Raw genomic sequence first — 26,689 nt, forward strand, 5'->3', positions numbered from 1 at the left:
AGTACTCTACTAAAGCAAAAAACCCGCTGATTTTGGAGAAGCACAATGTTTGCTGTTTGGGGAATCTTGAGAGGCGCTCGCTGGCTGTTTGCCGCCGTCGGCCTCGTGACACTGATACTGGCTGCAATGATTGCAAACCCGCTCAGGCTGCCGCCGGCATTGCCATTCATCGCTGACGCCGTACGCACGTCCGACAATGACGGCATGCCGCAAATGCGCTTTTTCCGCGCGCGCGACGGGTCGTATCTGGCCTATCGCCATTATCCGGCTACGGGTCCGGCGACAGGCCGCGTAACCGTACTCATTCACGGCTCTTCCGGCTCGAGCGTCGCCATGCATCCGCTGGCCAAGTCGCTCGCGGCCCGCGGCATCGAAAGTTTCGTGCCCGATATTCGCGGGCACGGCGCTTCCGGCACCCACGGCGACATCGCATATATCGGCCAGCTCGACGACGACATGGCGGATCTTGTCGCCCATATCCGCAGCAACGGCGTCGCTTCACCGTTGACGCTGGTGGGTCATTCCAGCGGCGGCGGCTTCGCGTTGCGGGTCGCGGGATCCCCGAACCAAAATCTGTTCGTGCGCACTGTCCTGCTTGCGCCATTCCTCGGCGTGAACGAGCCATCGACACGCCCCAATGCGGGCGGCTGGGCCAGTCCCAACATCCCACGGATCATCGCGCTCAGCATCCTGCGCAATGCCGGAATCCTCTGCTGCGAAGACCTTCCCGTGATTGCCTTCGCCGTGCCGGACAAGCTGCAAAATATTCTGACGTCGCAGTATTCGTTCCGGCTGCTTGCGAATTTCAGTGCGCATCGCGACTATCGCGTCGACCTGAACGGCGTCAAAGGCCCCCTGACCTTGATCGCGGGCGCGAACGACGAGTTGATGTTCTCCGAGAAATACGCTGAAACGGTGCAAGGCACGGCACCCAAGGTCGATGTCCGGATCTTGCCGGACACCAACCACATGGACGTCGTCAGCAATGCGCGCGTAACCGCCCTGATCGCGGAGGACGTCGCCACGAGATGAGGGGCATTCATGATAGACAGCCGCGAGGCAAATTCTGCTCTTGCTGACATCGAAGAGATTGGCGCCCGCGTGCGCCAATCTCTCTTTTATCGGCGGACAAGCGCAATGCTCATTTTATGGGGAGCGCTGACCTTCGCGGGATACCTCATCACCTTCTTCGCCCCACAAGTGTCACGCTATATCTGGATTGCAATCATGATCCTCGGCATCGCCGGATCGGTCGTGATCGGCGTCGTCACGGCCAGGCGTCAAGGCGTAAACAATTTCAATGCGCGCATATTTGCGGCCTTCGTGCTGTTCATCGCATTCGGATTTGTCTGGAGCGTCGCCATCGGCCAGTTCGGCGCGCGCCAGCTCGGCGCATTCTGGACCAGCTATTTCATGCTGCCCTACATCCTGCTTGGGCTTTGGCTGGGCTGGGCTTTCGTCGCGATCGGCTCGGCGGTGATGGCGCTGACCTTCATCGGCTATTTCTATTCCGGCGACTGGTTCGGCCTGTGGATGGCTTTCGTCAACGGCATCGGACTGATTCTCGGCGGCATTTGGATGCAGCGGAGTTGACGGAGTGACCGCACTTGACGACGTCATTCACCAGCCGCTGCGCCTGAAGATCATGGCCGCGCTCAACGCGCTGCCGAAGGGCAAGGGACTTGAGTTCTCCCACCTGAAAAAGCTGACCGGCGCGACCGACGGCAATCTCGGCGCGCATATCGAGACACTCTCGAAAGCGAACTACGTCGCGGTCACGAAAGCCTTTGTCGGCAAGAAGCCGCAGACTACCGTGACCGCGTCCGTTGCGGGCCGCGCCGCCTTCGCCAAGCACGTCGCAGCGTTGCGCCAGATCATCGAGAGCGAAAGTTAGCCCGCGTTCGGCGTCACAAACTTCAGCCCGATCACGCCCGCCACGATCAGCATAAGGCAAACGACCCGCGCGATGTCGCGCGACTCGCCGAACAACCACATGCCCATGATCGCGGTGCCGACCGCGCCGATGCCGACCCACACCGCATAGGCAGTACCGACGGGAAGCGTACGCAGCGCATATTCGAGAAAGAGCAGCGAGACGATCATCGAGGCGGCCGTCCAAACCGAAGGCCACAGCTTCGAGAATCCGTCGGTGTATTTCAGTCCGATCGCCCAGCCGATTTCGAACAGGCCGGCGACAAAAAGGCTTGCCCACGCCATGAGAGAAGCTCCATGCGCGCAGGGCCGTCCCTGCAATGTGAAATGAAAAGCGGCGGGGTCGTCCCCGCCGCTTCTAGATAACTTTCGACTACGGCGAAATCAGGCCGCGTTACGCGCTCAGCTCGTAAAGAACTGCTGCGTGCCGTGCGCCTCGATCGCGTTCGCAAGCCTGCCGAGCGCATGAACATAGGCGGCGGTACGGCAGGTAACTTTCTTATCCTGCACGACCTTCCAGATCGCGCGGCCCTCGCGCACCATGATTTCCTGCAAACGGCGATGCACTTCGTCCAGCGGCCAGTAGAAGCCCTGCCGGTTCTGCACCCATTCGAAATAGGAAACCGTGACGCCGCCCGCATTGGCGAGAATGTCCGGCAACACGATGATATTTTTCTTCGCGAGAATTGCGTCGGCTTCCGGCGTCACCGGACCGTTGGCGAGTTCGAGGATGGCCTTCGCCTTCACACGATCCGCGTTCTTTTCGTGGATCATGTTCTCGAGCGCGGCGGGCACCAGGAGATCGCAGTCGCAGGCAATCAATCCGTCCTGATCGAGCGTCGGGATGCCGCCGCCTGCGAGAGACGAGACCGGCTTGCCGGCCGCCTTCGCGGCGATGAGCTGATCGACATTCAGACCGGCAGCCGAGTGAATTCCGCCCGACGAGTCCGAGACCGCGACGATCTTGTGGCCGTCGGCGGCGAGCAGCTTCGCGATGAACTGGCCCGCGTTGCCGAACCCCTGCACCGCCACGCGCATTTGCTGGCCGAGGCCAAGATCTTTCGCGAGTTCGCGCACCAGATAGAAACCACCACGCGCGGTCGCATCGTCGCGGCCGACCGAACCGCCGAGCGCGATCGGCTTGCCGGTGATGACCGCGGGCGAATTCTCGCCGACGATCTGCGCATACTCGTCGGCCATCCAGCCCATAATCATGGAGTTGGTGTAGACGTCCGGCGCGGGAATATCGCGGTCGGGTCCGATGATGCGCGAGAAAGCCTGCATGTAGGCGCGAGAGAGGCGCTCCAGTTCGGACTTGGAGAGCTTGCGCGGATCGATACGCACCGCGCCCTTGCCGCCGCCATAGGGCAAATTCATCACGGCGCATTTGAAGGTCATCCAGAACGCCAGCGTCTCGACTTCGTCGGCGGTGGAATCGGGATGGAAGCGGATGCCGCCCTTGGTCGGCCCGCGCGTATCGTCGTAGCGGCAGCGCCAGGCGAGGAAGGATTTCCGCGAGCCGTCGTCCATGCGGATCAGCAGGCGAACCTTGGTGGTTTCGCGCGGATATTTCAGTTTTTCGAGAACGTCCGGGTCGATTTGTATGTGACGTGCCGCGTCGTCGAGGCGAACGAGGGCTATATCGAGAAGATTCTCACCGGACATCATTGCTCCTGAAAAACTTGGCGTGACTGCTCAAAAAAGCGTCAGACCTTTGCCACGGGGGTCCGCGGCGGAGCAATATTTTCTGGCTAAAAAATCGGCAGATGCGCGTACCTGTCGCGGGATAGCGGCGGTTTACGGCCTTCAGATCGGAAAATGGGAAGGAATGGTGCGCGCGACAGGGATCGAACCTGTGACCCCTACCATGTCAAGGTAGTGCTCTACCGCTGAGCTACGCGCGCATCGCGAAGGGAGGCCCCCTATATCGGCTGCCCCCGGCAGGGGCAAGCGCTGCCAGAGGCGCGCGCTCAGGCCGCCAGCATCTTCTCCACCTCGTTGACGAGGTCTTTGAGGTGGAACGGCTTGGAGAGAACCTTGGAGTCTTCCGGGGTCTTCTTGTTCGCGGCTTCCAGAGCGACGGCGGCGAAGCCGGTGATGAACATGACCTTGATGTCCGGGTCGAGTTCGGTGGCGCGGCGCGCAAGTTCGATCCCGTCCATCTCCGGCATGACAATATCGGTGAGCAACAGCTCGAACGGCTCCTCGCGCAGCCGCTGGTAGGCCGAGCGGCCGTTGTCGAAATGCACGACCTCATAGCCTGCGGTGGTCAGCGCCTTGGCCAGAAACCGGCGCATGTCGTTGTCGTCTTCCGCGATCAGAATCTTCGGCATTGCCGCCTTACGCCCCATATTTCCGGCCGTTTTCCGGCGCCCATTTGGGGCCGATCCGGTAAATGGCCGGTGAAGGTGCATAAAGGAACCCCCGGCCTTCACAAGGCCTATGGGGCTTGCCACAAAGAGAAGCTGACATTTTCCTTAACCTGCGCGTGTGTAGGCCGGAATGAGCGCTGAAATCGTCACCGAACTGCTCCCGGCATTCGACGTGGAGGAACCGGCCCGCCTGACGGGGCCGGTGGTGTGCAATTCCCCCCATTCCGGACGGGCCTATCCGGCATCGTTTCTGGAACTGAGCCGGCTGGATCTGGCGGCGCTGCGCCGCTCCGAAGATACCTTTGTGGACGAATTGTTCGGCGACGCCGCCGGCCTCGGAATTCCGCTGATGCGGGCGCATTTTCCGCGCGCCTATCTCGACGTGAACCGCGAACCGTACGAACTCGACCCGCGCATGTTCGAGGGACGCCTGCCCGCTTTCGCCAACACCCGTTCGCTCCGCGTCGCCGGCGGCCTCGGCACGGTGGCGCGTGTGGTGGGCGACCAGCGCGAAATTTATCCGAAGCGGATTCCGGTGACGGAAGCGCTCACGCGCATCGAGAATTTCTACAAGCCCTATCACCGCACGCTCCGCAAACTGGTGACGCGTGCGCAGAAAGCTTTCGGTTTCGCGCTGCTGCTCGACTGCCACTCCATGCCGTCGAACGCGGGCGGACGCGACGAGCGGCCGCGCGCGGATTTCGTGCTCGGCGACCGCTACGGCACAAGCTGCGCGCCAGGCATTACCGACCTGATCGAGCGCACCCTGCGCGCGCAGGGCTATACGGTTCTGCGCAACAAACCCTACGCGGGCGGATTCATCACCGAGCACTACGGCGATCCGGCCACCGGCCTGCACGCGCTCCAGATCGAAGTGAACCGGGCGCTCTATATGGATGAAGCGCTCTACGAGAAGACGGCGGCCTTCCATCGCCTGCGCGCTGACCTGGGACGCATGATCGAGGCGGTCGCGCATTTTGCGCTGGCAGAAACCCGGCCCCTGCCCGACGCAGCCGAATAACCGGCTCCGAACCCCTGAAAAAGAAAGAGGCCGCTACAGTTGCCTGTAGCGGCCCAAGTCTAGGGAGGAAACGCCCAAGGAGGGCGGCGAAAACACGACGCCATCGCGTATCGCACCGCAACAATATGCTCCCGCACCGCAAAATAAGCAAGTAGCCCTGACATAACTTTTTCGGGAATGGCAGGCCCATTGCCGGAAGCAAACCGCAACGGAATCAAAGCCTTAGCGCCAGAAGCGCGCTGGCCTAAGATTTTTTGGCAAACAGGTAGCACCCAATGGACAACGCCAGCATCGCCGCCATGGCTCCGAACGCCGCCTGATAGGCCGCGACCGGATAGACCGTCTGATTCGGTGCCAGAGCCTCGATAATGATCCCGGTGACGAACTGAAACACGAAAACCCCGCCCATGGTGGCGAGGTTCAGAAGCGTAAGCCCGCGCCCCACCAGTTGCGGCGGAAAAAGCGAGCGGCCTTGCGCGGTCAGTACCGGCGGGAACCCCGTAACCAGACCGTAGACGGCGAACCAGAACAGCAGCAGCGACGGCGGCAGTTTTCCCGCGAACGCGATCCACGTCAGCATGACGAGGGTCGAGAGCGACCCGATCAGCACCGGGGTCCGGTAGCTTCCGAAAACGCGGTCAGCCGGTCCCCAGAGAAACACCGAGACCACGCTCGAGAGTGCGAGCACAAACAGATAGAAACCGCGCGTTTCGAGATTCTGGCCGTAGACATGCGCGAGATACGGACCGCCCCACAATCCGAGAATGGAAATCAGTACCGCGTAGTTGGTGATGTGTAGCGCGAAGATCGGCCAGAACGAGGGAATGCGCATCACGGTGAGCAGCCCACGCAGGCTTTCGCCGAGCGTCTCTTTTTTTCCGGCTGCTTTTTCTTTCCCCGGTGGATCGTCGCTGACCCACCACAGGACTACCAGCCCGGACAAAGCCGCAAGCACCGCGACGATGAGAAAGCTGGCGCGCCAGCCCATCGTCGCGGCGGCGAAAGCAAGTGGCGCGGTCGCAGCCAGCAGGCCGAGCGAGGACAGGCCGAGCTGTGCGCCAACCACGGTCGAAAAATATTGCGGCTTGAACCAGCGCGAATAGATCGCAAGCGGCGCGACATAGAAACTCGAACAGCCAAGCGCCATCAATACGCGGCCGAGTACCAGCGTATTCAGATCAGGACCGAGCGCGAACACAATGCAGCCCGCGACCGCGATGGCGGTCGAAATCAGCATGGTGAAACGCGGGCCGAAACGGTCGATCAGCATACCGACCGGAATCTGCGCGACCGCGAAGGCGAGGAAAAAGGAACTAGAAAGCAGCGCCAGTCCCGCCGCGCTCAGGTTCAGTTCGGTCACGAGATTCGGTGCGATCACGCTGACCGCGCTGCGCAGAAACTGGCTGACCAGTTGCGCGGTGGAGAGCACCAGCACCAGCCAGATCCCGGCGCGGAAGTCGATCAGCGGCGCAGGCGCGTCCGGCCCCCCGGAACCGGATTTCGGTTCGCCCCCCACTGTCGTCTCCCTGCAATATTCCGGGCATTCGCCCTGTTTGTGAGCAAATGCGAGTGCCATGGGCAGGCCATTCGGGCAACCGGCTGTGGCGCAGCAGGCCGTTGCCGGGAACACATGGCTTGCATAGATTGCGCACTTTCCGGGGAGCGATCCATGAAACTTCGCAGTTCGATTCTGGCGGGCGCCGTGTTGGCCGCGCTGGTGGCTTTTGCCGCGCCGGCTTCCGCCCAGTGGTCGGACGGCCTCAAGCGGGAATTCTTCGGAAGCTGCAACGACGCATGCCTGAAGAACCCGCGTGTCCCCGATGCGCAGAAGCCGCGCTGCACCGACTACTGCAACTGCGTCATCGACGAAGGCCAGAAACTGTTCTCGGAAAACGAATACCAGCAGATCGAACGCGACTTCGCCGCGCGTAACGAGACCCCTAGGGTGAAGCAGTTTCAGGGTCTGTCGCAGCCCTGCAACGTCCGCGCGTTCTCGCGCTAAAATCTGAAGTCACGGGCCGGCAATGTGCCGGCCTTTCATATAAGGAAAGCCGAATGATCTCCGTCAGCATGCGCGCTCTCGCGGTTGCGCTCGCCCTTGCCGCCACCACGCAGTTCGCGAACGCGCAGTGGAATGCAAACCAGAAATCCGAGTTCGCACAAGGTTGCATCTCCTCCTGCCAGCGCAACGACAAGGTGCCCGCCGACCAGAAGACGAAGTGCGTCGACTATTGCGCTTGCGTCGCCGAAGGCGGCGAACGCGTCGCGCCGAATTACGACCGGCTCAACAGCGATTTCATCGCCAACAAGGATACTGACGAAGTAAAGGCATTCCGCGGACTGGTTCCCGGCTGCAACGCCCGCGCCTTCGCGCGCTGAAAACCGGCCGAGGTAGCGCCCATGAACATTCGCAATACGCTGCTGCTCGTCGCACTCGTCTGTATTTTCGCCATTGGTCCGCGGCCTTCCTTCGCCCAGTGGAGCCAGGACCAGATCGAAGAATTCGTGGAAGGCTGCGAAGATTCTTGCCGGAAGAACGACAACGTCACCGGTCCGAACAAGGACAAGTGCGTGAACTACTGCACCTGCGTCGCCGAAGGCGGCGCGCGTGTCGCGCCCGACTACGACAAACTCAATGAAGACTTCGAAAAGAATCCGAACAGCCCTGCGGTCGAAGCATTCCGTTCGGTAATCCCCGGGTGCAACGCGCGCGTCTTCGGCGGATAAGCAGAACACTTTTTATAAAGGGAGAGAAAACCATGATCCGTAAATCGTACTTCGCCGTCATCGCGGCATTCGCCTTCTTCGCGCTGGCCGCAGGCTTGCAGCCGGCTTCCGCGCAGTGGACCGACGCCGAGCGTTCGGCCTGCCGCAGCAGCTGCACGGCGACTTGCGAAAAGAACCCGAACGTCTCCGCGAGCCAGCGCAACCGCTGCCCGGAATATTGCTCCTGCGCCTGCCTCGGCTCGGAAGCCGTTTCGCAGAGCTATCGCCAGTTCAACGAAGAACTCGGCGGCAACCAGGACACGGTCCGCACGCGCGCGATCAAGGCGATCATCCCCGCTTGCAACGCGCGGGCCTTCGGCGGCTAGTTCGTCATGAGCGCAGTCGACTTCGCTGCGTTTGTCGATGAACTCGCCCGCACGGCGGGGGACGCAATCCTGCCGTTCTTCCGGACCGCCCTTGCGATCGATAACAAGAAACGCAAGGGCGATTTCGACCCGGTGACGGCGGCCGACCGGGCCGCCGAAACCGCGATGCGCGCGCTGATCCGGAAGCATTTTCCCGCCCACGGCATTGTCGGCGAGGAATTCGAGGACGTGAAAAGCGACGCACCCTACACTTGGGTGCTCGATCCGATCGACGGCACTAAATCCTTCATCGCCGGCATGCCGGTTTGGGGCACGCTGATCGGCCTCATGAAAGACGGCGCACCGGTTTACGGCATGATGGCGCAGCCTTTCATCCGCGAGTCCTTCACCGGCGACGGGGCGCGCGCGAAATATCGCGGTCCTGCGGGCGAGCGAAAGCTGATGACCCGCGCCTGCGCCTCCATTGAAGAAGCGCTCCTCTTCACCACCAGCCCTCACCTGTTCACGCCGGAAGAAGGCGAGCGCTATCGCCAGGCAGAGAAGCAGGCGCGTCTCGTGCGTTACGGCGGCGACTGCTACGCCTACTGCATGGTCGCGGCCGGTCACGTCGATCTCGTGATCGAAGCGGGGCTGGACGCTTACGATATCGTTCCGCTGATTCCGATCATCGAAGGCGCCGGCGGCGCGGTGACGAACTGGCAAGGCGGCAGCGCCGCGAGCGGCGGACAGATCATCGCGGCCGGTGACAAGCGGCTGGTCGATGCCGCGGTCAAACTTCTGAACAGCTAACGCGTACGCGACTGCGCCGCGGACCCGGGCACGAACGCATCGAACGCGGCCCAGAATTGCGAGCGGATGGAGTCGCGCTCCATCAGGATTTCGTGACGGCTTCCCGGAATTACGAAGAACGCACCCGCACGCAGACGAATCGCAAACTTCTCGATTGCAGGCGTCGAAACCAGGCGGTCCTCGCCTGCCGCGAGGATCAGCACCGGATGATTCATCTCGGACGGATAGGTCGGCGACGCGAATTCCTCGATCGCGCGGAACGCAGCCGCCGTCCATGAATACGTCGGCGAACCCAGACCGAGCGACGGTTCTGCTTCCACTATCTTCGCGCCGCGCTCGTAGCGCACCGGATCGGAACTGCACGGATTGCCGAGGAAAGGCCGGTTGGTGACCGCCGCCGGTCCGCCGCGCGCGATATAGCGGTGCTTCATGCCGAATAGCGTCATCAGCCATGCGAAACGGCGTGAAAGGTTCGGATACTTCGGCAGCCACAGGTCGAGCATCGGCGCGCACAGCACCGCACGCTCGAAGGTGCGTTTGCCAGCATGAATCGCGCGCAGAATATTCGCAGCGCCCATCGAATGCGCGAGCGCGAAATGCGGCGGGGGACAATCCGGCAGCACTACGTCGCGGAGAAATACGTCGAGATCGCGCTGATACTCGTCGAAGTCGCCGACATGACCTTTGCGCGGATCGGGCAACGCGCGCGCCGAACCGCCCTGCCCGCGCCAGTCCAGCGCCGCGACCGCGAAGCCGCGCGCACGCAACTCGTTGACGACCTCGAAATACTTCTCGATCATTTCCGCACGGCCCGGAAACACACAGACCGTGCCGAGGCGCTTCGGGCCGGTCGCGGGCCAGCGCGCATAGCGCACCTTCACGCCGTCGGCGGCGGTCAGCATTCCGGAGACTGCGCCTTCCGGCACCGGGTTCGATGGAATGGAAACGAGAGACATGAACGGCCGGCCGCTCCGGATGCGCCTTGAACGGGCCAAGCCCTACAATGGCGCGGCACACCCCGCAAATGACGAGGCGGTTATTTCTTTTTCGGGATGACCGCCGAGAGACCGACGATGTCGCCGGTGCGCGCATTCATCACGATACGAACCCGCATCCCGAACGAATCGGTCGCCTGCCCCACGAAATTTTCACCCCGGCGAACCAGGTTCGTGATGTTGCGATAGCCCTGCCGCTCCAGCAGGCGGATAGCGCCTTCCACGGTCGGCGCGCGCTGGGCGATCACATTGCCCGACTTGTGCGGCAAAGAAACCGGCGCGCTGCCGCTTTCTTCCTTGTGCGACACGCTCCCGGCCACTGCGCCGGTGCAGAGCACCGCCAGCACTAGAAATCCGGGGAGAAATTTACGGAGTTGCATCGTTGTTCCGGCGAACCGCGGGCACAGACTGCAAATTGCGCTCCGCAGCATGAACGTCAACCGAAAAGCGCCTTCAGGAGCCGTTCATTTTCAGCACGGCGAGGAAGGCTGGCGGGGCTTGAAAGCCGCTTTCCCCAGCCCATATCCGGTTCGTGCGGGCCATCCGGCCGCACCGTCCGCGGGGCTTGGCTTCGGCAAGCCCGCTTTGCGGGCGCGCAACCAAATGCATGTCGCTTCAAGGAGGATATGCCATGCGTGGATTCGACTTTACCCCCCTTTACCGCTCCACGGTCGGTTTCGACCGTCTGTTCTCGCTGCTCGACGGCGCTTTCGAGGGTCAGGCCCAGACCTACCCGCCCTACAACATCGAGCGCACCGGCGAAGACGCCTACCGCATTACTGTCGCGGTCGCGGGCTTCACCGATAAAGACCTCAACATCGAAGTAAAAGAAAACGCGCTCACAATTCGCGGCGACAGGACCGCGAGCGAAACGCAGGACCGGCCGGAAGTGCTCTATCAGGGCATCGCGGCGCGCTCGTTCGAGCGCCGCTTCCAGCTCGCCGACCATGTCGAGGTCACCGGCGCGAGCGTCGAGAACGGCCTTCTCCATGTCGATCTCGTTCGCCGTATTCCGGAAGCCAAGAAGCCGCGCCAGATTCCGATCGGCACCGCTTCCGCGCAGACCATCGAGGCGAAAGCCGCGTAAGCACGCGGAACGCTCCTGAAGAAGAAGCGCCCCGGTTTTTGCCGGGGCGCTTTTTATTTTGGGTACCGGCCGCATCAGAACGGCGGCTGCACTGGCGGCACGCCCTTCGGCGCGTCATCCTTTTTCACTTCCAGTCCCTGCGCTGGCGGAACGGTGCCCGTATTCTTCGGATCGTTCGGCATCTCGGAACGCTGCGGAACAGTCGCAGGCATGTTCTGCGCGCTTTTCGGCGCGTCGGCCGGACGAGCCTTCGGAGTAGCGGCCTTCTTTTCCTTCTCCGGCTTTTCTTTTTCGATGGCGGCCGATTTCTTTTTCTTCGGCTCGTCCTTCTTCTGCGAATTACGCTGCGGCATCACTTTCTGGTCGCGCTCGCCGTACGGAATTACGTGCGGGCCTTGCGGCGTTTGCGGACGTTCGTTCACGCGCGGACCCAGATTGCTGCGCGGCGGCAGTTGCTGCTGGTTGCGCGGAAGATCGCGGTAATCGTAATCCGGCCCGTCGTCTTCGTCGTCGGGCGCGGCATAGGGCCGGTAATCGCGCGGACCGTTCGGCGGCGGCACCATCGCAACCTGACGCGGCGGCGTAGGACGGCTGAGCACGTCGATGACGCGCCCGGAGAAACTGTCGATCAGGACGCGCACCTGCATCCCGTTGCGGTCCACCGCATGGGTGACCCAAAGCGGCCCGCGCGGGCGCGGTTCCGCGACCGGCGTGAAGCCGAGCGAGCGCACCATCGCCTCGATATGTTGCGGCGGGATTCGGCCGGAATAACCGGGCGGCGGCGCGTCCGGTCCCCAGCGATAATGATATTGAGCGGAAGCCGGTATCGAACCGGCGATCAGCACCAGCGCCGCAGGCATCGCCGCGAACGCAGTACGCAAGAACCCGTAACGTCTAGCCACGGCAGCTCTCCCTGTAAGACGAGCCGCCCCCCACCGGGACCGGATTTCGCAATTCGATTGCGGCGGTGTTGGGACCGGAATCGTGCGCTTTCGCGAAAGCGAAAGCGCACTTTCCGGCGGTTTCCGCGATCTCCCGCGGAAAGACTCAGTGATTGTGTTTGTGGCCGCCTGGATTGTTGCCGCCGATGGCGCGGACCTCGAACTCTACTTCGATCGGCCCCGCCTTCTCGAATACCAGCGTGGCCTTGTAGCGCTGCCCCTGCGAGAGCGGCTTTTTCAGCTTCAGCAGCATGAGGTGATAGCCGCCGGGCTGTAGCTTGATAGTGGCGCCCGGAGGAATCTCGAGACCCTTCGGCAAGGGGCGCATTTTCATGACGCCGCCGTCCATTCCCATTTCGTGGATTTCCGGCTGACCGGCGAGATCGGTCGTGAACGACACCAATCGCTCGGACTGCGTGCCCTTGTTGGTGATGACAAGATAGCCCGCGCCGACATCCGCGCCGCCCGGTGTCGCGCGCGACCATGGGCTTTGGATTTCGATGTTGCCCTTGGTGTAGACCTGCTGCGCCATCGTCGCCGAGGGCATCGCCAGAAGGATCAAGAGGAGAAAGTGCTTCACCATTCGCATGGCCGGTACTCCTTTCATTGCTGCTTTGTAGTCAGCGGTTTGAAAACTCGTCAATTTGGAGAGCGGCGCGGGCCGGAAGCCCGCGCCGGGATTTTTGTCAGTAGGTGATGCGAACCCCGCCATAGATCGCGCGGCCGTTGCCGGGATTGAACAGGTTGGTCGGACCGACGCCGAATACGTTCGCGATGCTGACCGACGAGATGTAGGCCTCGTCGGTGAGGTTTCTAGCATCGAGATAGAACGTGAAATTGCTGTTCGCCTCGTACACCGCGCGAAAGCCGAGCAGCGCGTAGGAAGCGGTCAGCATCGTATTCGCGTTATCGACGAAATAAGCTTGCGGCACCCACTCGATGTTCGGCCCGAACGAGAATCCCGCCGGATGCCGGTACATCAATTCGCTGCGCACATAATGCCGTGGCGCACCGGGCAGCAGGTTGTTGCCCCATAGCGGATCGTTGTCGAAGCGGAAATCGCTGAACGTATAGGCCGTGTTCAGCCACAACCGGTCCGGCTTCTTGCCCGGCGCGGCGAGGCCGCTGAACAACGCAAAGCCGAAACCCGCTTCGATACCCTGATGCATCGTGCGCTGGGCATTGGTCAGTTCGCAGATGCCGCCGCCGCTGTTCAGGCATTGAAGTTCGTCGCGGTAATTACCGCGATAGACCGCCAAATCCCACGCATAGGTTTCGCGATTGCCGCGCGTGCCGAGTTCGACGGTCGTCGCCTTTTGCGGACGGATCGCCGTGAACGGCCCAAACAACGCGGAGCCTTCTCCGAAACTGGGCGCTTCGGCGCTGCGCGAGACGTTGGCGAAAACCTGCCAGTTGCGGTCCACGTCCCACAGCAGGCCTGCTTTCGGACTCCATAGATCGTGGTTGGTGCGCCCCGGCACAGCCGCGCCGTTCAGCGTGACGCGGTCGCGGATAGCGAGCAGATATTGCGTACCCGTTATGAGCGCCACATCCGGCAGGAAGTAGAACGCATTTTCGAAATACGCCGAATAGTTCTGCGACTTGTCGCGCGTGCGCCCGATCAGCGGGCCTTTCACCGCATTCGCGAGATTGACGAACGTCTGCGCATCCACTTCGCCGTTATGGATGTTGAGGCCGGTGATGAGACGATTGCGAAAGCCCGCAATCTGGCTTTCGTTCACCGCACGAACAAAGCCGCCATAGTCTTGATAAGCGTAATCCAGCCATACCGGGATCGGATGTTTCAGGTGCCGGTCGACGCCAAACACCCCGAACTCGATCGTGGTGTTCTCCAGACGCAGCGTGGATTTGTTGGCGATGCGCAGCGATTCGATGTTGCGCTGGAAATCACGGTTCACATTGTCCGCGTTCGCGGTTCGCGGCGAGGTCAGCGCCGTGTTGCGGTCCACCTCACCCGGAATCCGCTGCCGAATCGTATTCGAGTTGATGTAGAACCGCGTCTCGAAAACCGGAGAGAGCTTGTAGCCGAAATTCGCGGACGCGCGGATGGAGTCGCCGTAGCTGTGATCGCGGAAACCATCCTGCTCCTGAAACGAGCCGGTGATGAAATAATCCGCCGGACCGAACACGCCGCCGCTGCTCGACTGGAAACGCTGAAACCCGAACGAACCGAAATCGACGCTCGCGCTCAGGCGCTTTGCGTCATAGCCGGTTGGCGTCACGAAGTTGATCGCACCGCCGAGCGAGTTCGCACCGAAGCGCAGCGCATTCGCTCCTTTGTAGACTTCGACATAGCGATAGGCGCTCGGATCAAGCTCCTGAAAATCGCCATAACCGTCGGCGGTGTTAATCGGAATGCCGTCCATATAAAGTTGCGTCGAACGCAGGTGGAAATTGCGCGACAGGCCCGAGCCGCGAATGGAGAGTTTCGAATCCTCGCCCCACTTCGGCTGCACGAACACGCCCGGCACATAATCGAGAATGTCTTTTGGCGTGACGGACAGTTTGTTTCCAAACTGCTCGCGCGGCACAACATTGACCGCGCCCGGCGTGCGCTGGATCTGCTGAATCGCCTCCAGCACGTTCGGCACCGTCAGCGATTGCGGCAACTGCAGGGGAGCCGCCGCGGGTTGCTGACCGCGGGGAGCCTGATCGTTTTGCGTACGCGGTGCTTCGATAGTGATGGTTGGCAGCATCGTCTGCGCACGGGCGCCGGCTGCCACCGCGCATAGCAGCGCGGCGATGAATACCCTTTTCATCGTTCTCACCGCTTCTCGGTTACGGTGAGTTGCGCTGCCGGACTCTCTAGATCGTGTGCGCTCTGGCCCGGTGCGGGAATCTCGCTCCAGCGGCGAACCTTGTCGCCGCATTGCTGCTCGACGGGGAACGAGAACACGCCCACCTGCTTGGGAAGGCGAAGCTGCAAGACAAACTCGTCGAAGAAATCATCGGGCACGTTGCCGCCGGAGAAAATCACCTTGGCAATACGGTGCGTGATCTTCTCGCCATGCGGGCCGGTGACTTCGTTATCGAGCTTCTCGCGCACAATTTCGATCTGCCAGCCCGGCTTCACCTGCGGGCGCGCTTGCAGGATCGCTTCCGGCAGCCAGATCGAGATTTTGGTGGTCGCCGCACCGTCGCAGCCATGCGGCACGACGAAAGCGGCGCGAAAATAACTGTCGGCGGGCGCCGAACGTTGGGTGAGTACGACGTGTGCGGAAGCCGCGGCAGCGCTGATGATCAGCGCAAGCGCCGCGCAACCGAGTGCGCGAACAAAAGACATGGGTAGCCCCGAATTGAAAGTGATAGAACTGCGAACGAGTCCGGCGTCGGCCGGTCTTCACGCAGCGATCGGGGGCGCCCTTTGCCGTTGGGAGAGTGAATATGCGGAACGCGCGAGATGCTGCTCGCGCTGAATCCAGACCGCACTGGTGACGACGAAAGCCGGAGCCGCGAACATGGCGGCTTCCGTCGGGAGTGCTACGCCACCCGCCGCCGCAAGCACGCAGGATGCGCACTTGCTGTTGTGCTTCGCAGGCGCGCCGTCGGGCAATTGCCCGTCCGAGGCACCCTGCCCGTAGCATATTTCAAAATAGGACCAGTTCTGCTCCGCAGCCTGGGCGGAGAGCGCACCGCCCGCCAGCGCCGCGGCGACGAGCTGAAGCACGAGCGCATAGGAAGTTAGCCAGCCCACCGGCCGCCGCCACCCGTAGAAAACGCCTGCCCTGAACTTCTGCACGAACGGCCCCCTGCGAAGAACCTAACCGCAAGCTCCGAACCTGCCTATGCGGCACCCTGCCCGCAATGACATTGCGCCCGGCGGCTTCACCACATACCGTTTATTTCGTGGGGACCTGCGGCCCCGCAAGAAAAGCGATCTGCTCGCTTGTGGGGCAGGAAAAAATCTGTCAGGGTATTAGACAGCAATGCTGTCCTAGTTTAGAGGCGGCTAAGGCGACCGGCTCGCCGATAAAACAAGCCGGAAGCGTCAGGAAAAAGCCGGTTCGCCGGCCCGGCGCAGACTTTGCACGGCGGACCTGCCGAGGCGTGAGACTTGGCAGACCGCGTGATCAAACAAATCGCGGGACCGGACCACGAGCCGAAGTTGGCGCGGGTTGCGGGGTACCGCGAAAAAACAAAGGTTAAAGGGGCAAGGCAATGAAGACGGCTTGGCGCGGAGGATCGGGATCGCAGGATCGTACCAAGGCCCTTGGCACGAAAACCGTGCGCGCGGATTGGCGTGCGCCGGAAGCCCAGGGCCTGTTCGACCCGCGCGACGAAAAAGACTCCTGCGGCGTCGGCTTCATCGCGGACATCAAGGGCCGCAAGTCGCACCAGATCGTCGAGGATGCGCTGACGATTCTGCTTAACCTCGAGCATCGCGGTGCGGTCGGCGCTGATCCCCGCGCCGGCGACGGTGCCGGTATCCTTGTCCAGATTCCTCACAAGTTTTTCACGAAGAAGACCAAGCAGCTCGGCTTCGAGCTTCCCGCCCCCGGCAAGTACGCGATCGGCTACCTGTTCCTGCCGCGCGAGCCGCAATGGCGTCAGGTCATCATCGACATCTATGCCGAGGCGATTGCCGAGGAAGGCATGAAGCTGCTCGGCTGGCGCGACGTGCCGACCGACAACTCGACGCTTGGCGAGTCCGTGAAGCCGACCGAGCCGGTGCACGTGCAGGTCTTCATTGGCCGCGGCGCGGGCATCAAGGACGAAACCGAATTCGAGCGCCGTCTCTACATCCTGCGCAAGGTCATCTCGAACAAGATCTACAACAAGCGCGAACGCCGCCTCGCGGACTATTACGCGGTTTCGATTTCGTGCCGCACGGTGGTCTACAAGGGCATGTTCCTTGCCGACCAGCTCGGCTCTTATTATCCGGACCTGCACGACGCAGACTTCGAAAGCGCGCTCGCGCTCGTCCACCAGCGTTTCTCGACCAATACCTTCCCGACATGGTCGCTCGCGCATCCCTACCGGATGGTCGCGCACAACGGCGAAATCAACACGCTACGCGGCAACGTGAACTGGATGGCGGCGCGGCAGGCTTCCGTGTCTTCGCCTCTGTTCGGCAGCGACATCACAAAGCTCTGGCCGATTTCCTATGAAGGCCAGTCCGACACCGCTTGCTTCGACAACGCGCTCGAGTTCCTGACGCAGGGCGGTTACTCGCTTTCGCACGCGATGATGATGCTGATCCCGGAAGCCTGGGCCGGCAATCCGATGATGGATGAGAAGCGCCGCGCGTTCTACGAATACCATGCAGCACTCATGGAACCGTGGGATGGCCCGGCAGCGGTTGCCTTCACCGATGGCCGCCAGATCGGCGCGACGCTGGACCGCAACGGCCTGCGTCCCGCGCGCTACTTCATCACCAAGGACGACCGCATCGTCATGGCGTCCGAAATGGGCGTGCTGACCGTTCCGGAAGACCAGATCGTTCGGAAGTGGCGCTTGCAGCCCGGCAAGATGTTGCTGGTCGATCTCGAAAAGGGCCGCCTCATCCCCGACGAGGAGATCAAGGCCGAGATCGCGGCCAGCCATCCGTATCAGGAGTGGCTGGAGAAGACGCAGCTCGTCGTCGAAAAGCTGCCCGCGCCGAAGAACGCGGTGCCGCGCTCGAACCTTTCCTTGCTCGATCGTCAGCAGGCCTTCGGCTATTCGGAAGAAGACCTGAAGATGCTGCTGTCGCCGATGGCGGCGAACGGCGAAGAAGCGACCGGCTCGATGGGCAACGACACGCCCATTTCCGCGCTCTCGGAAAAGCCGAAGGCGCTCTACACTTATTTCAAGCAGAACTTCGCGCAGGTCACGAATCCGCCGATCGATCCGATCCGCGAAGAGATCGTGATGAGCCTCGTCTCGTTCATCGGTCCGCGCCCGAACATCCTCGACATGCAGGGCGCGTCGAAGCTCAAGCGGCTTGAGGCGCATCAGCCGATCCTGACCAACGAGGACCTCGAAAAGATCCGCGAGATCAACGAAGGCATCGACTCGCACTTCAATTCGAAGACGCTCGACGTCACCTACCCCGCCGAGCAGGGCGCGAACGGTCTTGAACCGGCGCTCGACCGTCTTTGCGACCGCGCCGAGAGCGCGGTGAAGGATGGCTGCAACATCATCATCCTCTCCGATCGCGCGGTTTCGGCCGAGCGCATCCCGCTGCCGATGCTGCTCGCCTGCGCGGCCGTGCATCACCACCTGATCCGCAAGGGCCTGCGCACGTCCGTGGGCCTTGTCGTGGAATCCGGCGAGCCGCGCGAAGTGCATCACTTCGCCTGCCTCGCGGGCTACGGCGCGGAAGCGATCAACCCCTATCTCGCCTTCGAGACGTTGCTCGCGATGCGCGACGACATTCCGGGCAAGCCGGACGAGAAGGAAATCGTCAAGCGCTACATCAAGGCCATCGGCAAGGGCCTGATGAAGGTGATGTCCAAGATGGGCATCTCGACCTATCAGTCCTATTGCGGCGCGCAGATTTTCGATGCGGTAGGCCTCAAGGCCGAGTTCGTCGCGAAGTATTTCACCGGCACCGCGACCAAGATCGAGGGTGCGGGCACCGACGACATCGCGCGCGAAACCGCGCGGCGTCACACCGAGGCCTTCGGCGACGAGCAGATCCTTCGCGAGATGCTCGACGTCGGCGGAGAATATGCTGTGCGCACGCGCGGCGAAGCGCACGCATGGACCGCGCCGACCGTCTCGCTGCTTCAGCACGCGGTGCGCGGCAATTCGCAGGATCAGTACCGCGAATATGCGCGCATCCTGAACGAGCAGTCGGAGAAGCTCCTCACCATCCGCGGCCTGTTCCGCATCAAGGACGCGGCGGAAGACGGCCGCGCGCCGGTCCCGCTCGCGGAAGTCGAAAGCGCAAAGGAAATCGTGAAGCGCTTCGCCACCGGCGCGATGAGCTTCGGCTCGATCTCGCGCGAGGCGCACACTACGCTTGCGATTGCGATGAACCGCATCGGCGGCAAGTCGAACACCGGCGAAGGCGGCGAGGAAGCGGACCGCTTCAAGCCGATGCCGAACGGCGACTCCATGCGCTCCGCGATCAAGCAGGTCGCTTCCGGGCGTTTTGGCGTCACGACCGAGTATCTCGTCAACTCGGACATGATGCAGATCAAGATGGCGCAGGGCGCGAAGCCCGGCGAAGGCGGCCAGCTTCCCGGCCATAAGGTCGACGCAACCATTGCCAAGGTGCGCCACTCGACGCCGGGCGTCGGCCTGATTTCGCCGCCGCCGCACCACGACATCTATTCGATCGAAGACCTCGCGCAGCTCATCTACGACCTGAAGAACGTGAATCCGGCGGGCGACGTTTCGGTGAAGCTCGTTTCCGAAGTCGGTGTCGGCACGGTTGCCGCGGGCGTCTCCAAAGCGCGCGCGGATCACGTCACGATCTCCGGTTACGAAGGCGGCACCGGCGCGTCTCCGCTCACTTCGCTGAAGCACGCAGGCAGCCCGTGGGAAATCGGCCTCGCCGAAACCCACCAGACGCTCGTGCATAACCGTCTGCGCGGACGCATCTGCGTGCAGGTGGACGGAGGCTTCCGCACCGGACGCGACGTCGTGATCGGCGCGCTGCTTGGTGCGGACGAGTTTGGCTTCGCCACCGCGCCGCTGATCGCGGCGGGCTGCATCATGATGCGCAAGTGCCACCTCAACACCTGTCCGGTCGGCGTCGCGACGCAGGACCCGGTGTTGCGCAAGCGCTTCAAGGGCGCGCCGGAGCACGTCATCAACTTCTTCTTCTTCGTTGCGGAAGAAGTCCGCGAGATCATGGCGGCTCTCGGCTATAAGACCTTCAACGAAATGGTCGGCCAGATGCAGATGCTGGACCGCACCAAGGTCATTGCCCACGCCAAGGCCAGCGGCCTCGACTTCTCGAAGCTGTTCGCGAAGCCGAACGCTGCCAGGGGCGTCGCGATCTTCAACAGCGAGCGGCAGAACCATCACCTCGAAGATGTGCTCGACCGCAAGCTGATCGTGGAAGCGAAGGCCGCGCTCGACCGCGGCGCGCCGGTTCGCATCCAGATGCCGATCAAGAGCGTGAACCGCTCGGCGGGCGCGATGCTCTCCGGCGAAGTCGCGAAGCGCTACGGCCACGCCGGCCTTCCCGCCGATACCATTCAGGTTCGCCTGAAGGGCACCGCGGGTCAGGCCTTTGGTGCGTGGCTCGCGCGCGGCGTCACCTTCGATCTCGAAGGCGAAGCCAACGACTATGTCGGCAAGGGGCTTTCCGGCGGCAGGATCGTCGTTCGCCCGTCCGAGGACGGCGCGTTCGTACCGGAAGAGTCGATCATCGTCGGCAACACCGTGCTCTACGGCGCAATCGAAGGCGAATGCTATTTCCGCGGCGTCGCGGGCGAGCGCTTCGCGGTGCGCAACTCCGGCGCCATCGCGGTTGTCGAAGGCACCGGCGATCACGGCTGCGAATACATGACCGGCGGCATCGTCGTCGTGCTTGGCAAGACCGGGCGCAACTTCGCGGCCGGCATGTCGGGCGGCATCGCCTACGTGCTCGACGAAGACGGCACCTTCGAGAGCCGCTGCAACATGGCGATGGTCGGGCTCGAGAAGGTCGTGGAATCGGGCGATCCGGAAGCCATGCAGCGCATTCTGGTGAAGGAGCATCTCGGCGCCTACGACGCGGAACGGCTCAAGCACCTGATCGAAAACCACGCGAAGTATGCCGGCTCGAAAACAGCCGCCGCCATCCTCGCGGACTGGAACAACTATGTCGGCAAATTCCGCAAGGTCATGCCGCATGAATTCCGCCGCGCGCTTGGCGAAATGCAGAAAATCGCGCAAGAACAGCCGCGTCTCGCTGCGGGGGCTTAAGTAAAATGGGCAAGATCACGGGGTTCCTCGAAATCGAGCGCGAGGACCGGCCCTATCGGCCGGTTGAAGAGCGCATCAAGCATTACCGCGAGTTCGTCGAGCCGCTCTCCGAGAAAGAGACGCGCGATCAGGCGGCGCGCTGCATGGATTGCGGCATTCCGTACTGTCACAACGGCTGCCCGGTGAATAACCAGATCCCCGACTGGAACGATCTGGTCTATCGCGGCGACTGGGAAGAAGCCGCGCGCAACCTGCACTCGACCAACAATTTTCCGGAAGTGACTGGCCGCGTCTGTCCGGCGCCGTGCGAAGCGTCCTGCACGCTCAACCTCGAAGACGTGCCGGTCAACATCAAAACGATCGAAGCCGCAATCGCGGATCGCGCGCATGAGGAAGGCTGGCTGAAGCCGCAAGTCCCCACGCACAAGACCGGCAAAAAGGTCGCCGTGATCGGCTCCGGTCCCGCCGGCCTTGCATGCGCGCAGCAGCTCGCGCGCGCGGGCCACGACGTGCATGTGTTCGAGAAATACGCGAAGGCTGGTGGCCTGCTCCGCTACGGCATTCCCGACTTCAAGATGGAGAAGCACTACATCGACCGCCGCGTCGTGCAGATGCAGGCGGAAGGCGTTACCTTCCATTACGGCAAGCATGTCGGCGTGGATACGCCGATTGCGGACATCGTCGCAAAGCACGATGCGGTCGTGCTCGCAGGCGGCGCGGAAAAGGGCCGCGACCTGCCGATTCCGGGCCGCGAACTCGACGGCATCCACTACGCGATGGAATTCCTGCCGCAGCAGAACCGCCGCGTCGGCAACGAACCGCTCGGCGGCGTGAAGGAAATCCTCGCTGGCGGCAAGCATGTCATCGTGATCGGCGGCGGCGATACCGGCTCCGACTGCATCGGCACTTCGATCCGTCAGGGCGCGAAGTCCGTGACGCAACTCGAAATCCTGCCGATGCCGCCGGAAAAAGAAAACAAGCTGATGGTGTGGCCGGACTGGCCGCTCAAGCTGCGCACCTCATCTTCGCAGGAAGAAGGCGCGGAGCGCGAATTCTCCGTCATGACGCAGGCCTTCACCGGCGAAGGCGGCAAGGTAAAAAAGCTTCGTTGCGTGCGCGTGGACGGCAACATGAAGCCGGTCGCCGGCACCGAATTCGATCTCGATGCCGAACTCGTGCTGCTCGCGATGGGCTTCGTGCATCCCGTGCACGAAGGCATGGTCAAGGATTTGGGCGTCGAACTGGATGCGCGCGGCAATGTGAAAGCGAACGTCGCGGACTACAAATCGTCGAAGGAAAAGATTTTCGCTTGCGGCGACCTGCGCCGCGGACAATCGCTCGTCGTCTGGGCAATCCGCGAAGGCCGTCAGGCCGCGTATTCGGTCGACAAATTCCTGATGGGCGCGACCAACCTGCCGCGCTAACGTCTGCGCCAGAAGCTAAAATAAAAAAAGCCCGCGGCACGCTGCGGGCTTTTTGCTTTCGTCAATTCGGCGTCGGCGTCAGTACCAGCGGCGCGCGGTTCGGCCAGCCGAAATCGTCGGCGCGGCCCGGTACCGCCGCTTGCGGTACGCCTTCGACCAGCGTCTTCGCCGCATTGGGGTCGATTGCACCCGGCACCGCATTCGTATTCTGCTTCGCCCCCAGCAGCCCGCCCTGCGGCGCGATTGGCATGGTGAGCGGCAGGATCGGTCCCGCCAATGGCTTCACGCCGGGGATCTGCGGCCCGCCATCGGTGCCGAACGGAATCACAGGGCCGCGCTGGCGCGCATCGAACAGCCGGATCAAATCACGCTCCGGATAATGCGCGAGCTTGCGCGCGCCGAAGCGCGTGAAGTGGATGCCGTCGCCGAGGCGCAGGCGCCGCGTCTGGCCGTCGAGCGCGGGGCCGGTGGAAACGTATTGCCCCTTGTCGTCGACAAAGGCTTCCCAGATATCGACGTAGCGCACTTCCGCCTTCACCGAACGCTCGCGGATGATCTCGTTGATGTAAGCCATGTCGTTGGTGAGGCGCGGCGAAGAAGTCGGCGGCAGTCCCATGAAGAAAATCGAGACGCGCTTTTCCTTCAGGACCGAAAGCAACTGGTCGATCCGCTGCGAATAGATTTCGCGCCAGCGGTCGGAGCGAAACTCGTGCGCGCCCTGCGCATCGCGCAGCGGTTGCCGGTCGTTCGCGCCCAGCATGATCACGAATGCGGTTGCCGGTTCGGAAGCGATGATCTTGTTGGCCTCCGCGATCCAGTCATAGAAGTCGGCGCGGACCATGCCCGATGACGCGCGCACCTTCTTCACGATCGCGACTTCCGCGCGCTCGGTGAAGAACGCTTCCGCGAGGCCCTGCGCGAGTTGGTCCGCCATCGTATCGCCGATGACCACCACGAATTCGGTGGGCTTGGTCTGGCGCTTCGGGTCGTTGATGGCGTCGTTCGAGGAATTGTAGACAGTGCCGATCAGCGGCGTGACTTCCTCGCGCGGCTTCTCTTCCTTCTTTTCGTTGCGGTCGGGCCAGCGGCCGAACAGCTGTTCGAGAAAGCTCTGCGCGCGCACGCTGTCGGCGGCAATCGCACCGGCACAGGCAAACATCAGCAGAAAAACAAGCAGCTTTTTCACGGGCAGCTTTCCTCGCCCGCTATCGATGGCCGCTTTTGGCGGCCATTTCAAGACTTGCCTTAGCGGCTTGTGCGCAGCCGTTCCAGCACGGCGACGGTAGCGAAAGCATCCGGCGTCATGCCATTTTGCCGCTGATAGGCGGCAAGCGCCTCGCGCGTCCTGTCGTCGAACTTCCCGTCCGCCGTACCCTGATAGAGACCCAGCGCGGAAAGCCGCTCCTGCAATTCGATCCGCTCCGCGCGCGAGAGCACCTGCTCGCCGCGCGGCCACCCGGCCTCGAATGGCCCGCCGCCGCGAATACGATCCGCCAGATGGCCGATGGCGAGCGCATAGGCATCGGCCGGATTGTAGCGAAGGATGGTCTGGAAATTCTGCGTCATCAGGAACGCCGGCCCGCGCGCGCCAGCCGGCGCGAGGATATAGCCCTGCGTAGCGGGAAGCTGGCCACGCACGCGCTGCACGCCAAGCGACGCCCATTCCCGCGTGGACTTCTTCACGTTCTTGTTGGCGAGATTGTAATTGAAGCCGCGCGGCAGTTTCACTTCATAACCCCAGCTCAAACCGCGCTGCCAGCCGTTGCGACTCAGATTGTTCGCAGTGGAAGCAAGTGCATCGGGCACGGTGTCCACGAGATCGCGCCGTCCATCGCCGTCGAAATCGACCGCGAGGCGCCGGAAGGTGGTCGGCATGAATTGCGTCTGCCCGAATGCGCCCGCCCACGATCCCTTGAAACGCTCGCGCGCAATGTCGCCGCGCGCTACGATTTCCATTGCCGCGAGAAACTCGGCGCGGAAAAAATCCTGCCTGCGGCCGATGCAGGCGAGCGTCGCAGTAGAGCGGATCACGTCACGGTCGCCGCGGTTCGCGCCGAAGTTCGATTCGATGCCCCAGATCGCCGCAACCACATACGGGTCGATACCGTAGGTCTGTTCGATGCGCTGGAATACGTTGCGGTACTGCGCGAACATCTCGCGCCCCTTCTCGATGCGGCGCTCCGCGACCAGCGTGTCGATGTAATCCCAGACCGCTTTTGTGAACTCCGGCTGGCGGTCCATCAATTCGAGGATTTTCAGGTCCGGTTCGAGATCGCGCGTCTCGCGATTGTAGATCGCATGCGAAATGCCGCGTTGCGCAGCCTGCGGCGCAATACCGGCAATACATTGCCTGAAGTTGGCCGCGCCCTGTGCAATCGCCTGCTGCGTCATCGCAGGATGCGTGGCGGGCTGCGCATTCGCGGGCTTACCCGGCAGGTTGTTATGCGTGCGAACCGGCTCGTTGAAACTTTGTGTAGAAACCGGGTCGCTCGCACACGCCATCAGCGATGCAGAGATGCCCGCAAGCGCACAGACGCGCGCCACGTTCGTCAACCGTTTCATTCGTCCTCGCAACTACGCAGCACAAACTTCGCGAGAACGGCGCTCCAGACCTATCGCTGCAATCGAATGCCGATCAGCCCGATATTCGCCGTGTAGTCGGAACCGGGAACGTTCGAGAAAAGCTGCTCGTGGCGATACTCCGCCTTGAGCGCGAGCGACCGGTTCAGGAAATACGTCAATGCAACGGAAGTTCGTAAATAATCGTTAACCAGCCCGGAACCGCGGTAATCCTCGATGGTGTAACCGAGGCTGGCAGAAGCGATCAGCCAGCGGCGGAATGCGTGCTCCACGACCAGCCGCGCTTCCCGGCGCAATACGCCGGCCGCCCCCGGCACGATGGTTTCGTCGATGGCCGAGGTCGCGTTCAGCCGCACCGTGGTCAGCCCGGTTGCGCGCCAGATCAGCGAGGAGTCGACGATCACGCCCTGGATGTCGTTGAGCGACGGATCGGCATAGGTGCGGATCGCGTAACCGGCCGAAATCTCGCCGGAGAGCACTTCCTTCCTGCCGAAGGTGAAGCCCGCGCGCACAAGCGCGCCCTCGGAGTCGCGCTGGATGCCGGTGAAATCGACTGCGAGGTCGCGCTCGCGCTTGTCCACCACCGTCTCGATGAACGGCATCACATCCGGCGACCATTCATAGGCCGCGCGCAGCCGCAGCGAATACTGGTTGTAGTCGCGATCCGAAAGATCGGCGACCGTGCCGTTGGTCAGCTTCGCGTTGTCGTAGACATTGCGCTCGAAAGCCGTGCCCGCAGTGAGTTCGAGCCGGTTGAAGCGCTGCACATAGGCCGCACCCACGCCGAACGTATAGATGTTCGGCAGTTCCGCGACCGAGGCAGTGAGGTTAGGGCTGCCCGGATTCTCGGTGCGCAGTGCGAACTTGCCGTCCACCTCGATGCGGCCGTCGCGCGTCACGTCGATGCGGCCACGCAGGTTTGCCTGCAAGTCGGGACGGTTCAGGCCCTCGATGTCGAAGTAGTGCGTGTAACTGCCGCGCATATCCAGCGTGAGCTGATGCCGCGACCAGTCGGAAGCCGCGAGCAATTGCGCGGTCGCTACACTCAGGCTCGAACCCTGCCCGTTCGCGACGCGCGTGGCATTCGTGTCGTAGCCGTAGTCTACGTCGATACTCGGCCGCAGGATGAACGTGCCGGAGCGGAACCCGATTGGCGCGAACGGCTCGTCTTCTGGCACGGCACGGCGGCGCGGGCGCTGGACGATACTGCCGGTGACATCGGCGGCCGCGTTCTGTTGCTGCACGCGCAGCAAGCCGGGGTTGCGGTTCACCTGCGCGGGTGGAATTGCAGGCTCGGTGTTTTTCGTCGCCTGCTTTTTCTTCGCGCCCTTCGTGTTTTTCTTTTTCTGCGAGACGAAACCGGTCGTCGCCGCACCGGAGCCGGGCGGGCTTGCGTAAGGCGGATCGAAGCGTCCTGCCGCCACGCTCATCTCGCCGATGTTCTGCCGGTTGCCGGAAAGGTTGAGCCGGTCCTGCCGGTCGCGATCGTCCGTCGCGGTCTGCGCGAACGCAGCCGAACAGCACGCGAGCATAAGCACCGCGGCAAACGCGCGGGCGCTTCCGCTCATCCACAGTCGCGGCGAGATAGGTC

26 protein-coding genes and 1 tRNA gene are annotated in these 26,689 nt (G+C 62.5%); 12 read left to right on the forward strand and 15 right to left on the reverse strand.

Features of this window, described 5'->3' with window-relative positions; all coding sequences use genetic code 11:
• The first annotated feature begins 45 nt into the window (after positions 1–45).
• From KF794_12750 to KF794_12760, 3 genes are read left to right on the forward strand one after another with little or no spacing between them, the layout of a single operon-like run.
• A complete protein-coding gene (locus tag KF794_12750) occupies positions 46–1,032 on the forward strand; it encodes an alpha/beta hydrolase (protein ID QYK44624.1) in 987 nt (328 codons plus the stop codon).
• 9 nt (positions 1,033–1,041) lie between these two features.
• A complete protein-coding gene (locus KF794_12755) occupies positions 1,042–1,593 on the forward strand; it encodes a hypothetical protein (GenBank protein ID QYK44625.1) in 552 nt (183 codons plus the stop codon).
• A gap of 4 nt (positions 1,594–1,597) precedes the next feature.
• Positions 1,598–1,894: a transcriptional regulator gene (locus KF794_12760; protein ID QYK44626.1), complete on the forward strand. Its 297-nt coding sequence runs from the start codon at positions 1,598–1,600 to the stop codon at positions 1,892–1,894.
• Here the strand turns inward: KF794_12760 and sugE are convergent.
• The 4 genes from sugE to KF794_12780 form a co-directional block, all read right to left on the reverse strand.
• Complete coding sequence (gene sugE / locus KF794_12765; protein ID QYK44627.1) at positions 1,891–2,217, reverse strand: quaternary ammonium compound efflux SMR transporter SugE; 327 nt, start codon at positions 2,215–2,217, stop codon at positions 1,891–1,893. The two genes, KF794_12760 and sugE, sit on opposite strands and share 4 nt — an antisense overlap.
• A gap of 117 nt (positions 2,218–2,334) precedes the next feature.
• Positions 2,335–3,597: a Glu/Leu/Phe/Val dehydrogenase gene (locus KF794_12770; protein ID QYK44628.1), complete on the reverse strand. Its 1,263-nt coding sequence runs from the start codon at positions 3,595–3,597 to the stop codon at positions 2,335–2,337.
• Between the two features lie 164 nt (positions 3,598–3,761).
• Positions 3,762–3,836: transfer RNA gene (locus KF794_12775), tRNA-Val, on the reverse strand.
• 66 nt (positions 3,837–3,902) lie between these two features.
• Complete coding sequence (locus KF794_12780) at positions 3,903–4,265, reverse strand: response regulator (GenBank protein ID QYK44629.1); 363 nt, start codon at positions 4,263–4,265, stop codon at positions 3,903–3,905.
• 169 nt (positions 4,266–4,434) lie between these two features.
• Here KF794_12780 and KF794_12785 point away from each other — a divergent pair, with 169 nt between their 5' ends.
• On the forward strand, positions 4,435–5,325 hold the full coding sequence (locus KF794_12785; GenBank protein ID QYK44630.1) for an N-formylglutamate amidohydrolase: 891 nt from the start codon (positions 4,435–4,437) through the stop codon (positions 5,323–5,325).
• 244 nt (positions 5,326–5,569) lie between these two features.
• On the opposite strand, the gene KF794_12790 is transcribed toward KF794_12785, so the two are convergent.
• Positions 5,570–6,841, reverse strand: a complete 1,272-nt coding sequence (locus KF794_12790) for an MFS transporter (GenBank protein QYK44631.1) — start codon at positions 6,839–6,841, stop codon at positions 5,570–5,572.
• Between the two features lie 153 nt (positions 6,842–6,994).
• On the opposite strand from KF794_12790, the gene KF794_12795 reads away from it, so the two are divergent.
• The 5 genes from KF794_12795 to hisN are packed head-to-tail and all read left to right on the forward strand — an operon-like array spanning position 6,995 to position 9,206.
• On the forward strand, positions 6,995–7,327 hold the full coding sequence (locus KF794_12795; protein QYK44632.1) for a hypothetical protein: 333 nt from the start codon (positions 6,995–6,997) through the stop codon (positions 7,325–7,327).
• Positions 7,328–7,380: 53 nt separating this feature from the next.
• On the forward strand, positions 7,381–7,704 hold the full coding sequence (locus KF794_12800; protein QYK44633.1) for a hypothetical protein: 324 nt from the start codon (positions 7,381–7,383) through the stop codon (positions 7,702–7,704).
• 21 nt (positions 7,705–7,725) lie between these two features.
• A complete protein-coding gene (locus KF794_12805; GenBank protein QYK44634.1) occupies positions 7,726–8,052 on the forward strand; it encodes a hypothetical protein in 327 nt (108 codons plus the stop codon).
• A 32-nt stretch (positions 8,053–8,084) separates the two neighbouring features.
• Complete coding sequence (locus KF794_12810) at positions 8,085–8,417, forward strand: hypothetical protein (protein ID QYK44635.1); 333 nt, start codon at positions 8,085–8,087, stop codon at positions 8,415–8,417.
• 6 nt (positions 8,418–8,423) lie between these two features.
• Complete coding sequence (gene hisN, locus KF794_12815) at positions 8,424–9,206, forward strand: histidinol-phosphatase (protein ID QYK44636.1); 783 nt, start codon at positions 8,424–8,426, stop codon at positions 9,204–9,206.
• Here the strand turns inward: hisN and KF794_12820 are convergent.
• Both KF794_12820 and KF794_12825 read right to left on the reverse strand, forming a co-directional pair.
• Positions 9,203–10,162, reverse strand: a complete 960-nt coding sequence (locus tag KF794_12820; GenBank protein QYK44637.1) for an alpha/beta hydrolase — start codon at positions 10,160–10,162, stop codon at positions 9,203–9,205. The genes hisN and KF794_12820 overlap by 4 nt on opposite strands.
• 80 nt (positions 10,163–10,242) lie before the next feature.
• A complete protein-coding gene (locus KF794_12825; GenBank protein ID QYK44638.1) occupies positions 10,243–10,581 on the reverse strand; it encodes a hypothetical protein in 339 nt (112 codons plus the stop codon).
• 251 nt (positions 10,582–10,832) lie between these two features.
• Between KF794_12825 and KF794_12830 the strand changes: the two genes are divergently transcribed.
• Positions 10,833–11,288 (forward strand): Hsp20 family protein, encoded by a 456-nt coding sequence (locus KF794_12830; GenBank protein QYK44639.1) that lies wholly within the window; start codon positions 10,833–10,835, stop codon positions 11,286–11,288.
• A gap of 74 nt (positions 11,289–11,362) precedes the next feature.
• On the opposite strand, the gene KF794_12835 is transcribed toward KF794_12830, so the two are convergent.
• The 5 genes from KF794_12835 to KF794_12855 all read right to left on the reverse strand — a co-directional run bounded on the left by KF794_12835 (position 11,363) and on the right by KF794_12855 (position 15,989).
• Positions 11,363–12,190, reverse strand: coding sequence for a hypothetical protein (locus KF794_12835; protein QYK44640.1), 828 nt, complete (start codon positions 12,188–12,190; stop codon positions 11,363–11,365).
• A 145-nt stretch (positions 12,191–12,335) separates the two neighbouring features.
• On the reverse strand, positions 12,336–12,818 hold the full coding sequence (locus tag KF794_12840; GenBank protein QYK44641.1) for a copper chaperone PCu(A)C: 483 nt from the start codon (positions 12,816–12,818) through the stop codon (positions 12,336–12,338).
• Positions 12,819–12,915: 97 nt separating this feature from the next.
• Positions 12,916–15,009: a TonB-dependent receptor gene (locus tag KF794_12845; protein ID QYK44642.1), complete on the reverse strand. Its 2,094-nt coding sequence runs from the start codon at positions 15,007–15,009 to the stop codon at positions 12,916–12,918.
• Positions 15,010–15,014: 5 nt separating this feature from the next.
• Positions 15,015–15,533, reverse strand: coding sequence for a YcnI family protein (locus KF794_12850; GenBank protein QYK44643.1), 519 nt, complete (start codon positions 15,531–15,533; stop codon positions 15,015–15,017).
• A 57-nt stretch (positions 15,534–15,590) separates the two neighbouring features.
• The gene (locus KF794_12855; protein ID QYK44644.1) at positions 15,591–15,989 is read right to left on the reverse strand and encodes a DUF2946 family protein; all 399 of its coding nucleotides are present in this window, start codon (positions 15,987–15,989) and stop codon (positions 15,591–15,593) included.
• Positions 15,990–16,408: 419 nt separating this feature from the next.
• Between KF794_12855 and gltB the strand changes: the two genes are divergently transcribed.
• Together gltB and KF794_12865 are read left to right on the forward strand one after the other, a co-directional pair.
• Entirely contained in the window at positions 16,409–21,094 is a 4,686-nt protein-coding gene (gltB, locus tag KF794_12860) for a glutamate synthase large subunit (protein ID QYK44645.1), read from the forward strand.
• A gap of 5 nt (positions 21,095–21,099) precedes the next feature.
• Positions 21,100–22,518 carry a glutamate synthase subunit beta gene (locus KF794_12865; GenBank protein QYK44646.1) on the forward strand — a complete coding sequence of 473 codons (1,419 nt, stop codon included), beginning with the start codon at positions 21,100–21,102 and terminating at the stop codon, positions 22,516–22,518.
• 61 nt (positions 22,519–22,579) lie between these two features.
• Here KF794_12865 and KF794_12870 read toward each other — a convergent pair whose 3' ends face one another.
• From KF794_12870 to KF794_12880, 3 genes are read right to left on the reverse strand one after another with little or no spacing between them, the layout of a single operon-like run.
• Positions 22,580–23,704 carry a DUF459 domain-containing protein gene (locus KF794_12870; protein QYK44647.1) on the reverse strand — a complete coding sequence of 375 codons (1,125 nt, stop codon included), beginning with the start codon at positions 23,702–23,704 and terminating at the stop codon, positions 22,580–22,582.
• Between the two features lie 59 nt (positions 23,705–23,763).
• Positions 23,764–25,080, reverse strand: coding sequence for a lytic murein transglycosylase (locus tag KF794_12875; GenBank protein ID QYK44648.1), 1,317 nt, complete (start codon positions 25,078–25,080; stop codon positions 23,764–23,766).
• Positions 25,081–25,130: 50 nt separating this feature from the next.
• Positions 25,131–26,666: an outer membrane beta-barrel protein gene (locus KF794_12880; GenBank protein QYK44649.1), complete on the reverse strand. Its 1,536-nt coding sequence runs from the start codon at positions 26,664–26,666 to the stop codon at positions 25,131–25,133.
• Between the last annotated feature and the right edge of the window lie 23 nt (positions 26,667–26,689).

Source organism: Xanthobacteraceae bacterium, assembly GCA_019454205.1.
Taxonomy (GTDB): domain Bacteria; phylum Pseudomonadota; class Alphaproteobacteria; order Rhizobiales; family Xanthobacteraceae.